The sequence below is a fragment of the Companilactobacillus zhachilii genome (assembly GCF_003606365.2).
Taxonomy (GTDB): Bacteria; Bacillota; Bacilli; order Lactobacillales; family Lactobacillaceae; genus Companilactobacillus; species Companilactobacillus zhachilii.
In genome coordinates, this window is sequence record NZ_CP031933.2 from 326395 (window position 1) to 340300 (window position 13906).

Consider the following 13906-nt stretch of genomic DNA (forward strand, 5'->3'; position numbering starts at 1 on the left):
ACCAAACTTGAGAAAGAGCCCAAAAACGGATTACTGGTGCTATTTGCCTTAATGCTCGAAAGCTGAGCATGTTTTGTCTTTACAAAATTGTAAATTCACGTCGATTTAGTTTGATTTTGTTTTCAGCCACTAACAATTTCAACTGGCGGCTAAGTGTTTCAGGAGTAATACCTAAGTACAATGCCAATTCCTTTTTCGTTACAGGTAGTTGAAAGGTGGAATTATCAAATTGAGTTTGTAATTCTAATAAATAACTATAAAGTCGTTCTTTTGAAGTCAACAAAGTATCGGTGACATCACGCTGTTCGAGAGAAGTTAAGCGTTCGCCTAAGACATCAACTAGCGATAAGGCCATTTCAGGATAAGTTTTCAAAACGTTTTTGAAGGCATTCTGCTTTAAGTAACAAATCTCAGTTGGTTCAACGGCTTGAGCAAAATTATTATGTTCGTGATTAGTGAAGAGTGCTCCTGTTAGGTCGACTTCTCGTGAACGCAACATATACAGTGTTCTTTCACGGTCATCATCAGCGTAACTAAAGACTCGCACGCGTCCTGAATCAACAATCATTAGGCGGTCATTGGGGTCACCTTGGGAGTAAAGCATTTGTCCAGTGGGGATTTTTACTTGATGTACGGAGACTTTTGCCAAGGCTTCGATGACATCTTTAGGTGCACCTTTAAATATCGAAACTTGTTCAACGCATTGAATCGGATCGTGTGCCATAAAATAAATTTTCCTTTCTTGACATATGTCAATTCTAATTCTGTGACTTCAGTATACAATTACTCTTGTAATCAAAACAGTAATAAGTGGAGGAGTTAACATGACAGAAAAATATAGTGCAAAAATTGTTTCATTAAACGAGGATAAAATTGGTACCGCCGCACATGGAACTGCCACATTCGAAATCGAAAATGATGTAATGAAGATTCATATTTCAATGAAAGATACTCCAAAGAATACCCAACATTGGGAACATTTCCACGGCTTCCCAGATGGCAAAGAAGCTCAAATAGCTACCAAAGCACAAGATGCTAATGGGGATGGATTCGTCGATTTGCCAGAGACTGAACCAGTTTCCGGAACAACAATGGTGCCATTTGATGCTGCTCCACACGATATGAATGTTCCTAACGATACATATCCTGTTTCAGATGCCAACGGAAGTTTTGAATATGAAAAAGAAGTGCCACTTGATAAATTAAAAGCTAAGTTTAAAGAAGTCTTTGGAACAGATGACTTAGAATTAGACAAACGTGTCATTTATGTTCACGGAGTTCCTGATGACTTGGATTTGCCAGATACAATTGCTGGTGCCGTTGGTCACTATGATCAACACGTAACCTTACCAATTGCCGTAGGTAAGATTGTTAAAGATTAAGAGGAAATAATATGCCATTAATGAGAATTGATATGATTAAAGGCCGCGACAAAAAGGAAATCAAGGATATCTTGGATATTTCTTATAAAGTCGCAACTGATGAATTACATTTACTACCACGTGACCGTTACCAAGTTGTGACTCAACATGAGCCAGAAGAAATGGTTTTCTGGGATGTTGGTTTGGGACTGGAACGAACAGATAAAATTTTATTGTTCAGTTTGACATCAAGTCCACGTGAACAAATTGATAAAGAACACTTTTATGCTAGTTTAGTAAAAGCTTTACATGAGGGTATTGGAATTTCACCATCTGATGTGATGATTAATATTACAAGCAATACTAAGGCTGATTGGAGCTTTGGTAATGGTGAAGCTCAATTTTTGAACGGTAAGCTGAATTAAATTATGTATCGAAAAAAGGTCAGATAGTTTGGAAATATAATCCAAAGCTATCTGGCCTTTTTGACTGCTTAAACTAAATATGGTTAATGAATACTTAATCGAATTAATAAAAAGAAACAAAGAACGTAGAGTATTGTTGCCACAACTACAGTCCCAGTTAAAGAGTTTCTATGTGATTCTGTTTCATTATCTGGTTGATTTTTGAAGGTTATGTAAGTAGAAAGGAATGCAATTGAAGAAAAAATATTACCTACAATAAGTTGGCAAACAGCTAAATCAATTAGTAAGAAACGATTTTTCTTATTATTAGGAACACCATCATTACCTTTAACCCAAAGTGCGTATCCCACTAGCAAGTTTAGTAGGACTACTATAAACATAATTGCCGTATAGGGACTAGATTTAAGTATTTGTTGGAATCCAATATTTTGGGATAGACTCACTGTGAAAATATATATTCCGTAAAGGATTGATGTTATAAATAGAACAAGGTAATTCATCATATAAATTTTTTTAGAATTTAAGAGAGCAATTTTTTTAAAATTAGTCGTCAATTTATTTAACATGAATACCCCTCCGAAAATATAATTATATTTAATTCAATTGTAACCGGTTACGAGCATAACTCAAGATGAATTGATGATATCGAAATTTGTTTCATTTTCTATTTAGGATATGTATCCATGTATGATCTAAATAGTGCATCAGCGACTAACTCTAATGATGAAAAGTAATTGTACTCTGTATCCGGAGTACTGGAGATTTCCAAATTAGTAGTACTGTAATACAGATTATAAGTAGCTCGAGAGGATAACGTGTTTTTTGATAAAGGGGTAATAGATATGTAAGGTACATTTTTTAATTTTAAACGTTTTAGACTGTCATTCAGTTGGATATTTTCTCCACTGAAAGAAATAACAAATAAAACGTCATCTTCAGATATATCGTTTAAAACCCATTGAAGTTCAGTAAATGAAGGGATTATATAAAACAAAATATTATATGCCAAAAAATCCCGAGCCATTAAATCTGCGGCTCGGCGTTCTCCCCAGCCAGTACCATATAAATAAATATGTTTAGCATCATGAATATACTTTGTTATAGGCTTCATATTGGTCTGACTTAACAATTTTATGGTATCGTTCATATCATTAATCAAAGTGTCTAAATGATTTGTTTCTAAGGGACCTGAATCATCAGCATCATTTTTAAGAAAATATTTAAATTCGGAAAATCCATTAAAATGTAATTTTTTTGCAAGTCGTGTCAATCCAGCAGGTGAAGTATAAACAATATCGCTAATTTCTTTAGAGCTAAGGCTACTCAATATTTTTTTGTTTTTTAAAATTACAGATAATAATTCATAATCGTTGTCAGATAATTGATCTGAATATTGATTAATTAATTCCTCTATTCTCATATGTCAACCTCCTAAAAAATTGTGAAACAGTTTTCAGATATACGAAAGAGTTTCATCTTCCTGAAAAGGTAAGCGCTTACTTAAAAACGACTCTTTTCGTGCTAAATCCATTATATACTGACATCGTTGAAAAAAATAATTGGTTTATAGGGGGTCACATTATGAAACAAACAGATTTACATGTAACAATTGCAGGTGGGGGAAGTACCTATACACCGGGCATTACACAAGCTGTTTTGAATAATTTAGATCGTTTTCCAATGACTAAATTAACTTTATATGATATTGATGAAGAAAGAAATGAAGACATGTATTTAATTATTCAATACATGTTGAAAACCACGGGGCATGACGATATTGAGTTAGTAGCAACCTTGGATCCGGAAGAGGCGTTTACTGGATGTGATTTTGTCTTCTCACAAATCCGTGTTGGTGGAATGGAAATGCGTGAAAAAGATGAAAAGATTCCTTTGAAATATGGACTAGTTGGACAAGAAACTTGTGGAGTCGGTGGATTTTCATACGGCTTGAGATCAATTAAGGGACTTTTGGGTGTAGTTGGTTACGTTCAAAAATATGCACCAGATGCTTGGATCCTTAATTACACAAATCCCGAAACATTAATTGCTGAATCAATCAGACGCGCTTATCCTAAAGCACATATGTTAAATGCCTGTGATATGACTATTTCTATTGAAGAAACAATGGCACGTAATTTTGGCTATAATCGTAAAAATTGGATTTGCCAATATTATGGATTAAATCATTTCGGTTGGTACACAGAGATTTATGATAAAGAATTACAAAGAGACGTAATGCCTGAATTAATTGAAAAATTACGTAATAAACCAATGAAGATTGTATCTTTTAATAAAGGTGATCAGTCATGGCAAGATGCTTGGAACAAATTATCCAAGATCTTGAATTTATTCCCTGATTATTTACCAAATAATTATCTAGAATATTATTTCTTCCCAGATATTGTGGTGGATGAAACAGACCCTAACTATACACGAGCAAATATGGTTATGGATGGTCGTCTCAAACATACTAAAGATATGGCTAATGAAATTAGAAATAATGATGATGGAAATATTTTAGACTTCGATTTTGGTGAACATGGACAATATATCGTTGATATGGCAACCTCAATTTTAAATGATAGCCATCAAAGATTTATGCTTATTTTACCTAATCATGGAGCAATTCCTAATTTGCGCGATGATGCTGCCGTAGAAGTACCTGCATATGTAGGACGTTTAGGTGCTGAACCAATTTCAATGCGTCATGATATTCCTGATTTTCATAAAGGGTTGATGGAAGCACAAAATGCTGCTGAAAAGTTACTAGTTGATGGTTATTTTGAAGGATCATATCAAAAAGTTTTACAAGCTTTCACTTTGAATCAAACAGTGCCTTCAGCAGATAAAGCAAAATTAGCACTTGATGATTTAATTATTGCAAATAAAGATTACTGGCCAGAACTACATTAAAATTTTGGAGGTATAGGAATATGATGGCTAAGTTCCAGCGCTTTGGTGGCGCTATGTTTACACCCGTTGTATTTTTTGTATTTTCTGGAATCATTGTAGGTCTAACCGCAGTTTTTACAAATCCGGCTATTGTAGGGGGACTTGCAGAACAGGGAACAGCGTGGTACTCGATTTGGAAAATAATCGATTCCGGTGGGTGGACAGTATTTAATAACATGGAAGTTTTGTTCGTTATTGGTTTGCCATTAGGGTTAGCCAATAAAGCTAAAGAACGTGCATCTCTTGAAGCTTTTGTCATTTATATGACATTTAATAATTTTGTGAATCAAATTCTTCAAATGTTTGGAAAGAATTTTGGGGTTAATATTAACTCTACGGCTGAAACAAGTGGTTTAAAGGTGATTGCAGGCGTTAAGACACTAGATACTGGTGTTATTGGTGCCATTTTAATTGCTGGAATAGTTGTTTGGTTGCACAATCGTTACTTTAGTGTTCGATTGCCAGATTGGTTAGGAGTTTTCCAAGGATCAGCTTTCGTTGCAATGATAGGATTCTTCCTAATGATTCCTATTGCAGGATTATTTGTTTGGATTTGGCCAGTATTTCAACATGGCATTCTTCAAATGCAATATTTCATGGTCAAATCGGGAGATTTTGGTGTATTTACCTACATATTCTTGGAGAAAGCTTTGCTTCCAGTAGGATTGCATCACTTTATATATGCTCCATTCCAATATGGTCCAGCTGTAATTGAGGGTGGAACAACTTTATATTGGGTAAAGCATATCAGTCAGTTTGCAGCAACAACAACGCCTTTAATTAAGTTATTCCCAGAAGGCGGATATGCAATGCAAGGAATGTCGAATATCTTCGGTATTCCGGGAATTGCTTTAGCATTTTATGCAACTGCTATTCCTAAGAACAGAAAGAAATTATTAGCTCTAATTATACCTGGAGTATTGACAGCTGCTTTAGCAGGAATCACAGAACCTTTTGATTATACATTCCTGTTCATTGCACCAGCATTATTCTTTGTACATGCCTTCTTAGCAGCATGTCTGGCAACAACGATGTATGCCTTTGGTGTAACTGGGGACATGTCAGCAGGATTAATTGATATTGCTGCTAAAAACTATATCCCTATGTGGGCTAATCATTGGCAAACATATGTTATCCAGTGGGTCATTGGCTTAATATTTATTGGAATTTACTTTGTTGTATTTAGATTTTTGATCCTTAAATTTGACTTTAAGACACCTGGTAGATCTGATGATGAAATGGTCAATATGTTTACCAAGGATGATTACAAGAAAAAACAATCTAAAGGTAAGAACGGCGGTCAGTCAGTTAGTAATCCATTCCGAACGGCAGCGGGTGCTTATATTAACTTATTAGGTGGAGCAGATAATATTGCTTCAGTTAACAATTGTTTTACGAGATTACGTTTGACGATTAATAAACCAGAATTGTTAGCTACAGACAACCAGTTCATGGCTGTTGGTGCCAAAGGAGTTGTTCGAAATAAAGATGCAGTACAAGTTATCATTGGTCCAGATGTGACTAATGTTCGTGAAGAAGTTGATGACTTAATAGAAAATGGTGGTTGGGAACAATTTGATAATCAGACTTCTGACAATACACCTGTGGCTGAGAAAGAACAGCAAACCGAGTTTTCTACAAATGAGTCTCAATTGTTTGCACCAGTCGATGGTAAATTTATCAATATTGATGAATTAAAAGATGATGTATTTTCACAAAAGATGTTGGGCGATGGTTATGCGATTGAACCAGCAAATGGAGATATTTATTCAAGCGTTGAAGGTGAAATTACATCAATATTCCCAACTAAACATGCGATAGGAATCAGAAGTCTAAGTGGAGCAGAAATACTTTTACATCTTGGGTTGGACACCGTAGAACTAGAAGGTAAACCGTTTGATATTTTGGTTAAGGAAGGTGATGCTGTTACAGAGGGTACTAAGTTAGCAACAATGAATATTGAAGAAATTGAAGATAAAGGTAAAGATCCGGTTGTTATTACTGTTATCACCAATAGTAATCAATATAATTTGGATAAATTTAGAAAAGCCAGTGGATCTACAGTTAAGCATGGTGATTCGATTGTTTTAGTTAATAGAATATAAGAAAAAAATAAAATTTCTGGTCAAAAAACCATCTATGGAAAATATCATAGGTGGTTTTTTATGTGCAATTATTATTTAAGCTGTTTTAACCTCAAGTGTCTTCTCATCCAGAATTTCACCTAAAACTCGATCAGCCACAATACCAATTTGACCGGCATTACGATTTTTAGGGCAATCTTCCTCATAAGAATTAGTTGAATCTTTCATGACAATAATTCGATCAGCCATCCGAGCAGCCTCTTCAACATCATGGGTAACGAGGATAGTTGTTAGATTTTGTTTCTGACAAATATCGAGAATCAAATCCTGCATTTTACGTCTGGTCAACGCGTCTAAGGCTCCAAGTGGTTCATCCAATAATAAAATTTGGGGATGGCTCATCAAGGCTCTTGCTAAGGCCACACGTTGTTTTTGACCACCAGATAATTGGGTTGGATATTGATTAGCATAATCTCCGAGTTCAACTAATTCGAGTAATTCCTGAGCATGCGCTTTAGTGTTTTTATCTTTTGAGCCAAAAGATAAATTGTCTAAAACGGACATCCAGGGTAGTAGGCGATCTTCTTGAAACATTACCCGCATCAATGATTTAGAATCGGCTTGGTCAATAGTTACGGAACCTGATGTGGGTTGTTCTAAGCCGGCAATCAAACGTAAGAGGGTACTTTTACCGCCACCACTCATCCCGACTAAAGCGATGAATTCGCCTTGGTTGATATCGAGACTGACGTCATGTAAGGCAGTGACATTTTTATATGTTTTATTAATATTTTTAATTGAAATCATTGTGTTCATTGAACATTGCTCCTTCCGGCTGTTTGCCATTCTAGTAATAAACTTTCAAAACTTTTGGCAATTAAATCAGAGATTTTTCCAAGGACAGCGTAGACGACGATACATAAAACGACTGTCTCCATATCCACAAAATCTTCGGCATTGTTTGCCATATAACCGATACCCGAACTGGCAGAAATAGTTTCAGCAACGATTAAGGTTGTCCACATAACGCCTAGAGCATAACGAATACCGACCAGAATTTGTGGTAAAGCGGCGGGAAAAATTATTTTGAAAAACATCTGTTTTTTAGTTAGTTCATAGGATTCTCCCATTTCGATTAAGTCGGGATCAACAGCACGGATGCCGTGAAAAGTGTTGATATAAACCGGAAACATAGTTCCGATAGCGACTAACGAAATTTTGGCTGATTCATTGATTCCCAACCAGAGAATGATTAGGGGAATAAGGGCTAAATGAGGGATGTTACGGAACATTTGAATTGAGGAATCGAATAATAAACGACTCGTGTTCGACATCCCGTTGATGAAACCGAGGATAAAGCCGATACCACCACCAATTAAGAGGCCGACAGTTGCTCGATATAAACTGATACTAAGATTTTTAGGCAACTCGCCAGATTGGGTTAATTTGACGCCATCTTGGAAAACCGCAATCGGTGATGGTAAAACAGAACTTGAGAGCCAACCAAGTGAACTGCTGACTTGCCATAGTAAAACGACAATAACGGGAATTAAGAATGGTAAAAATTTGTCGACAGGTAAGGCAATTTTTTTACGTTCCGTCGTAGAAATTGAAACTGGCTTTTGCATTGCTTAGGCCTCCTTGAGTTGTTGAGTCACTTCCTGAGCTAGAAGTGTACGTTGAATTTTTCCAGTCGCATTTTTCGGTAATTGTGTACTGAAAATATACTTACTAGGACGTTCAACCGGTAATAATTGCTCATTTGCTAATTCGTTCAACAACGCCAATTGGTGGCGATGATCATGGCTAAGTTTCTTTGGTACAACAACGGCGGTGACAGTTTCACCATAAATTAAATCAGGTGTGCCGATGACGGCGATTTCACTAATGAATTTCAAGTCGTGTAACACATCTTCGACGGCTAACGGGTTAACATTTTCGCCACCACGGATAATCATTTCTTTAATGCGACCAGCTATATGTAGGTAACCATGTTCGTCTATTGAACCAAGGTCGCCAGTCAATAACCAACCATTATGGAATGCTTCTGGTTGAGGGTCCAAGTAATGAGTGATGACATTTTCACCTTTTAAGGCAATTTCCCCGATTTCATCAGGACCAACTACTTGATGATCACCATCTAAGATACGAATTTGGATACCTTTGACAATACCAACAGAGTTTTTAACGGGATGTTCTAAAGGATTTTGCGCAATTTGACTCGCTGCCTCGGTCATTCCGTAACTTTCAATTAATGGGACAGAGAATCTTTGATTGAACTGTTGGTGAATGCTTGGGAGGAGAGGGGCTGAAGCAGTCCGGAGAAACCGAAGCTGATTTTTCTGTGGTCTCTCATCACGTTGTAACAAAATAGCTACGATTGCAGAAGTCAAGGAAACCCAAGTCACTTTCTCACTACTGACTTCTTTCCAGAAAAGGTGAGCACTGAATTTTGGCCGGAAAAGCAACTGTCCGTGTGATAGGCGTGTTGCCAAATTGGAAATAACCATCGCATTGATGTGAAACATTGGCATCAGGATAAAGGTACTGTCTTCATCGGTCAATTCTTCACTATCAATAACGTTGAAGGCTGCAGCTAATAGTTGATGATGAGTCAAGCCAACACGTTTAGGTTTACCGGTAGTACCAGAAGTATGCATGATTAAAGCAATCTGTTCATCATTGGGTACTTCTGGTAAATGAGTATTATGTTTGTCACGAAGATAAATTTGGACTTCAGGTTCGTGCAAAGTAGTTAAACGTGGTTGGTTGGTAAATAAGTCATTTAGAATTTCTAAATCGGTTAAATTTGAATCTAAAATAATTGCAGAATAATGATATTGATCTTCAAGTTCACTAATTTGGATTTCGTTAGTAGCAGGATTGATCGGTTGAACGATTGCTCCAACTTCCCAGAGACTTTGAACAGCTAAAGTGTAAGTAACCGAGTTAGTTAAGCTGATAAGGACGATATCGTTATGACCGATACCTTTGTTTTGCCAATAATTTTTCCAAACGTTTTCTTCTAAGTTAAGTTCACTACCGGTGTACCAGTGTTGATTAGCATCTTGCATCAAAGGACGAGTAGCACCAGCGATTAATTGTTGTTGTAATCTTTCAGTAAGTTCTGACATATTTTTGTACCAGAGATAAGTAAGTTCAGGGGGGAGGATTGTTGCTTATCTCGATGTCCTTTCGATTGAATAACCATAGTTTACAAGGGAAGGGGCTTTGGAACTACTTAGGTTTGATAAGGTTTATATAAGAAATTCTTAGAGAGCGGAAGACGACGGTTAGATTTCGATAGGTTTCCTAGCTTCACGAATTGCGCACCGTTTTTGTGCGTGATTTGGGAAGCGTAGAAACCTATCGAAATTTGTCGTCTGTAGCTCGTTTTAAAGCCGCTGCATATATCAATTAAGTATTTTGAAATCAAAAGAGTCACCAATCATCTAATATCTAAGACGATTGGTGACTCTTTCAACGTTAAAAATCATTTTTTATTTAAAAGTTTATTCAAAATTCTAACCTCTGTTTTTTGGTTTTCATTTTTTAACTTAAGTGTTTTAGAATCCTTTAAGCTGCAATAAATTAAACTGAAAATTATATAAGCAAAGGTAAATGTTGGCAATAATATGAAAGAAAAGAAGAATAATGTACCTGAAATCATTCGATAGACCTGTCAATGTTGTATTCAGTCATTTTTAGTTGTCGCTTTTTTCTTCTTTCCATTTCAAAATATTGTCGATGATGCCGGTTAGCCAAAGTTAGTATAAAAATTATGAATAAGTTCAAAATGGTAATAAAAAATGTGTAACTGATAAAAATATTTTTAAATTCATTCAATAGTTGTGAATTTACACTCAAAGTTAATCCCCCTGTGAACTTTTTATTTATCATATAATTTGTTGAAAATTCTTATTAATATTTTTTGATTTTCCTTAGATATTTTTCTGATTTGTGTATATTGAAAAAATAAATAAATAGATGATGTGATTACAGTAATAACGAATATGATGAAAAGAATTGAGTTAATAAAATATAACAATGAATTTTGCAATACCATCACTCCTTCTTATTCAGCTTGTATTCAATCAACTTAAGTCTTTTATTATTTTTTTTAACTTTGTTCAAGTTTTGTTTGTAAATCCAATCTAGTAGTAGGAAAGACATAATAAGGAATAAATAAATAAAATTAAAAATAATTACAGTTTTATTAGTTGTGATAACCGAAGTTCCCCAAGTTAACATTTATACTTTTCTCCTTAGTTTTTATCTATCTGATAATTTATCCAAAATTTCTAATTCTAATTTTTTGTTTTCTTTTCTCAATTTAATAATGCGCCGCCTAATAATAAACGCGTTAGTAAAGGATATGAATGCACTGATAATTGCTATGAAAAAAATAATTATAAATATAGTTATTAACAAGATTACCACCTATTTTTATTCTCAATTTTATATTTTATAAGTTTTAATCGACTGTTTTCTTTTTTTGTTTTATGCAATGATTTCTTAGATACAAAATATAGAAAAATACTGGCACAAATAAGAAATATACTTAGTATAGTATTAACGATTATTCCTTCAGTAGGCGATGCAAGCAACACTAAATTGAGCATTATAAGTCCCCCAATTAATTATAAATTTATTGATAAACCGCACTAAGTATAGCACAAGACACCTGAATCTTAATGACACCGTTTACATATATTTACCTAAATGGTATAGTTTTGATTATGTACTAGGTAAAGCTTCAAATGACGATTTATCAATGAGAGGTCTATACAACAAAATGACGAAAGAATTCAAAAATAAAAGCGAAATCAAGTCAGAAATAATCAATTTGTCAGCGATTTTAAGTTTACCAAAAGGGACAGAAGCGTTTGTCAGTGATGTTCATGGTGAATATGATGAATTCGCCCATATTATGCGCAATGGCTCTGGAAATACTAAACAGAAAATTGCTGAATTATTTACGGGACGATTAACCCCAGCCAGTCAAAAGAAATTGGCTTTTCTGATTTATTATCCATCGGAGATTTTGAAAAGAACCAAGGCCAAAATTGGCGACGATGATGAATTAAATCAATGGTATATGGATACTTTTAATAATTTAATTGAAGTTTTACGTTATACTGCCAACAAATATACTCGTTCCAAAGTCAGAAAGGCTATTTCTCCAGAGTTTGTTTATATTACCGAAGAGTTACTTTATGCCGATGTGAACGCTGAAACTAAGCAGTATTACTATCAAGATATTATGAACAGCATTGTCAGTTTGCAAGAAGCCGATGACTTTATTATTGCTACTTGTCACTCAATTCAACGTTTGGTTGTAGACCATGTCCACATAATTGGTGATATTTATGATCGTGGTCCGCATCCTGATTACATCATTGAACATTTAGCTCGTCATTGGCAAAATTTTGATTTTCAGTGGGGCAATCATGATATTTTGTGGATGGGCAGTATTGCTGGTTCTAAATTATGCATGTTAAATTTGTTAAGAATTTGCGCCCGTTACGATAATTTGGCTATTTTGCAGGATGCCTATGGGATTGATTTGAGCTCAGTTATGACGCTGGCTAAGAAATATTATCAACCGTTGCAGTCGTTTAATCCCAAGTCAGATACTGGAGAAATTATTTCAGCTGAGAAGAAAACCCAAGATAACTGTGTTCAACAAGCAGCGGCTATTATGCAATTTAAATTAGAAGGTGCAGCTATCAAACGCAACCCTGATTTTCAAATGGAAAATCGCTTGCTACTAGATAAACTGAGTCAGGACCGTAAGACCATCACTTTGAATAATCAAACTTACCCGATTCAAGATGGCTGTTTTCAATTAGTTGATTGGAAAAATCCATATGAATTAACGATTGAAGAAACCGCAGTGCTTGAAGACTTGATTCAACAGTTTATTCACTCACCCAAATTAAATAAACATATCAAATATTTGGTCGATAACGGCTCAATGTATCTCAAATATAATGACAATTTATTGTTGCATGGGTGTATTCCCGTTGATGAGAAAGGACAATTGCAGTCGCTAACGATTGCTGGAAAATCTTATGCTGGAAGGCAGTTATTTGATTACTTTGATCAGAAGATCCGAACGGCTCTAAAGAGTCCAACAACCACAGATTCATTTACAACCGATATTATTTGGTACTTGTGGACAGGTAAGATGTCGCCTTTATTTGGTAAAGATAAGATGACGACCTTTGAACGTTACTTTATTGATAACGATTCATTACATATTGAGAAATTAAATCCTTATTATTCATTACGTAAAGAGGAATGGTTTGCGGATCAATTACTAAAGGAATTTGGATTAAATGATGATGGACATATAATTAATGGTCATACACCAGTTAAGGCAGGAACATCACCAATTATGGCCAATGGCAAAATTTTTGTAATTGATGGTGGTATGTCGAAACCTTATCATAAGACCACTGGTATCGGTGGATATACATTGTTGTCAAATTCTTATGGTCTGCAATTAGTAACACACGAGCCATTCACTACCCGTGCTAAAGCTATCGAAGAGATGAAAGATGTTGTTTCAACCAAGCGCGTAATTGAACAATCAGTCAAACGTAAATTAGTCTCTGAAACAGATATTGGTCAAAAAATTAAGAAACAAATGAATGAGCTGATATTGGAGCTGGGCCGCCTCCAGAAGCGAGAAAATTAGGTCGCTATGGGACCGACTGGAGCCAAGGTCTTTGAACCTCGCAAAGTGCGCGAGTTTCAAAGCTCGTCCCGTGGTGTAAGTGCTAAAGCACTAACACCACCTGCACAGCGACCCAATTTTCTTGTTTCTTCCGGCTAGGTTATTCGTTGTTTTTTTATTAAATATTTGATGTGATAATTATTGTTTTTTTATTCTGGATTTTCAGAGCATCAGGAAGTAAAACCCATTTTAGAACTTTTAACTTTCCATTAAAAACATAAAAGAGATGTCTGTATATACCGCAAAATACGGTTTGTAGACATCTCTTTTGTATTGTTTAAATTTATTGTTAAATTATTTTATTTTAAAAAGTAATGATACATAAGATGGAGGTAGAAAAAA

Annotated in this window: 12 protein-coding genes; 5 read left to right on the forward strand and 7 right to left on the reverse strand. The window is 35.2% G+C overall.

Features of this window, described 5'->3' with window-relative positions; translation table 11 throughout:
- Positions 1-79: 79 nt before the first annotated feature.
- Complete coding sequence (locus tag D1B17_RS01425; protein WP_120143524.1) at positions 80-724, reverse strand: Crp/Fnr family transcriptional regulator; 645 nt, start codon at positions 722-724, stop codon at positions 80-82.
- Positions 725-824: 100 nt separating this feature from the next.
- Here D1B17_RS01425 and D1B17_RS01430 point away from each other — a divergent pair, with 100 nt between their 5' ends.
- On the forward strand, positions 825-1382 hold the full coding sequence (locus tag D1B17_RS01430) for a hypothetical protein (RefSeq protein WP_120143522.1): 558 nt from the start codon (positions 825-827) through the stop codon (positions 1380-1382).
- Between the two features lie 11 nt (positions 1383-1393).
- Entirely contained in the window at positions 1394-1786 is a 393-nt protein-coding gene (locus tag D1B17_RS01435; protein WP_120143519.1) for a tautomerase family protein, read from the forward strand.
- An 83-nt stretch (positions 1787-1869) separates the two neighbouring features.
- Here D1B17_RS01435 and D1B17_RS01440 read toward each other — a convergent pair whose 3' ends face one another.
- Both D1B17_RS01440 and D1B17_RS01445 read right to left on the reverse strand, forming a co-directional pair.
- A complete protein-coding gene (locus D1B17_RS01440) occupies positions 1870-2352 on the reverse strand; it encodes a hypothetical protein (protein WP_120143517.1) in 483 nt (160 codons plus the stop codon).
- 98 nt (positions 2353-2450) lie between these two features.
- A complete protein-coding gene (locus tag D1B17_RS01445) occupies positions 2451-3206 on the reverse strand; it encodes a MurR/RpiR family transcriptional regulator (protein ID WP_120143515.1) in 756 nt (251 codons plus the stop codon).
- A gap of 161 nt (positions 3207-3367) precedes the next feature.
- On the opposite strand from D1B17_RS01445, the gene D1B17_RS01450 reads away from it, so the two are divergent.
- A complete protein-coding gene (locus D1B17_RS01450) occupies positions 3368-4699 on the forward strand; it encodes a family 4 glycosyl hydrolase (protein WP_120143513.1) in 1332 nt (443 codons plus the stop codon).
- Between the two features lie 20 nt (positions 4700-4719).
- Positions 4720-6843 (forward strand): alpha-glucoside-specific PTS transporter subunit IIBC, encoded by a 2124-nt coding sequence (locus D1B17_RS01455; RefSeq protein ID WP_120143511.1) that lies wholly within the window; start codon positions 4720-4722, stop codon positions 6841-6843.
- A 75-nt stretch (positions 6844-6918) separates the two neighbouring features.
- On the opposite strand, the gene D1B17_RS01460 is transcribed toward D1B17_RS01455, so the two are convergent.
- The 4 genes from D1B17_RS01460 to D1B17_RS01475 all read right to left on the reverse strand — a co-directional run bounded on the left by D1B17_RS01460 (position 6919) and on the right by D1B17_RS01475 (position 11073).
- Positions 6919-7638 (reverse strand): ABC transporter ATP-binding protein, encoded by a 720-nt coding sequence (locus D1B17_RS01460; RefSeq protein ID WP_120143508.1) that lies wholly within the window; start codon positions 7636-7638, stop codon positions 6919-6921.
- The gene (locus tag D1B17_RS01465) at positions 7635-8450 is read right to left on the reverse strand and encodes an ABC transporter permease subunit (protein ID WP_120143506.1); all 816 of its coding nucleotides are present in this window, start codon (positions 8448-8450) and stop codon (positions 7635-7637) included. Before D1B17_RS01465 ends, D1B17_RS01460 begins: the two co-directional genes overlap by 4 nt.
- A gap of 3 nt (positions 8451-8453) precedes the next feature.
- On the reverse strand, positions 8454-9956 hold the full coding sequence (locus D1B17_RS01470; RefSeq protein WP_120143504.1) for an AMP-binding protein: 1503 nt from the start codon (positions 9954-9956) through the stop codon (positions 8454-8456).
- Between the two features lie 931 nt (positions 9957-10887).
- Entirely contained in the window at positions 10888-11073 is a 186-nt protein-coding gene (locus D1B17_RS01475) for a hypothetical protein (protein WP_120143498.1), read from the reverse strand.
- Positions 11074-11617: 544 nt separating this feature from the next.
- On the opposite strand from D1B17_RS01475, the gene D1B17_RS01480 reads away from it, so the two are divergent.
- Positions 11618-13525 carry a fructose-1,6-bisphosphatase gene (locus D1B17_RS01480; protein ID WP_240704425.1) on the forward strand — a complete coding sequence of 636 codons (1908 nt, stop codon included), beginning with the start codon at positions 11618-11620 and terminating at the stop codon, positions 13523-13525.
- Positions 13526-13906 lie beyond the last annotated feature (381 nt).

Excerpts from the sequence above, each read along its gene's own strand:
- D1B17_RS01425 (WP_120143524.1), bottom strand. The coding sequence starts at position 724 with ATGGCACACGATCCGATTCAATGCGTTGAACAAGTTTCGATATTTAAA.
- D1B17_RS01430 (WP_120143522.1), top strand. The coding sequence starts at position 825 with ATGACAGAAAAATATAGTGCAAAAATTGTTTCATTAAACGAGGATAAA.
- D1B17_RS01435 (WP_120143519.1), top strand. The coding sequence starts at position 1,394 with ATGCCATTAATGAGAATTGATATGATTAAAGGCCGCGACAAAAAGGAA.
- D1B17_RS01440 (WP_120143517.1), bottom strand. The coding sequence starts at position 2,352 with ATGTTAAATAAATTGACGACTAATTTTAAAAAAATTGCTCTCTTAAAT.
- D1B17_RS01445 (WP_120143515.1), bottom strand. The coding sequence starts at position 3,206 with ATGAGAATAGAGGAATTAATTAATCAATATTCAGATCAATTATCTGAC.
- D1B17_RS01450 (WP_120143513.1), top strand. The coding sequence starts at position 3,368 with ATGAAACAAACAGATTTACATGTAACAATTGCAGGTGGGGGAAGTACC.
- D1B17_RS01455 (WP_120143511.1), top strand. The coding sequence starts at position 4,720 with ATGATGGCTAAGTTCCAGCGCTTTGGTGGCGCTATGTTTACACCCGTT.
- D1B17_RS01460 (WP_120143508.1), bottom strand. The coding sequence starts at position 7,638 with ATGAACACAATGATTTCAATTAAAAATATTAATAAAACATATAAAAAT.
- D1B17_RS01465 (WP_120143506.1), bottom strand. The coding sequence starts at position 8,450 with ATGCAAAAGCCAGTTTCAATTTCTACGACGGAACGTAAAAAAATTGCC.
- D1B17_RS01470 (WP_120143504.1), bottom strand. The coding sequence starts at position 9,956 with ATGTCAGAACTTACTGAAAGATTACAACAACAATTAATCGCTGGTGCT.
- D1B17_RS01475 (WP_120143498.1), bottom strand. The coding sequence starts at position 11,073 with ATGTTAACTTGGGGAACTTCGGTTATCACAACTAATAAAACTGTAATT.
- D1B17_RS01480 (WP_240704425.1), top strand. The coding sequence starts at position 11,618 with ATGACGAAAGAATTCAAAAATAAAAGCGAAATCAAGTCAGAAATAATC.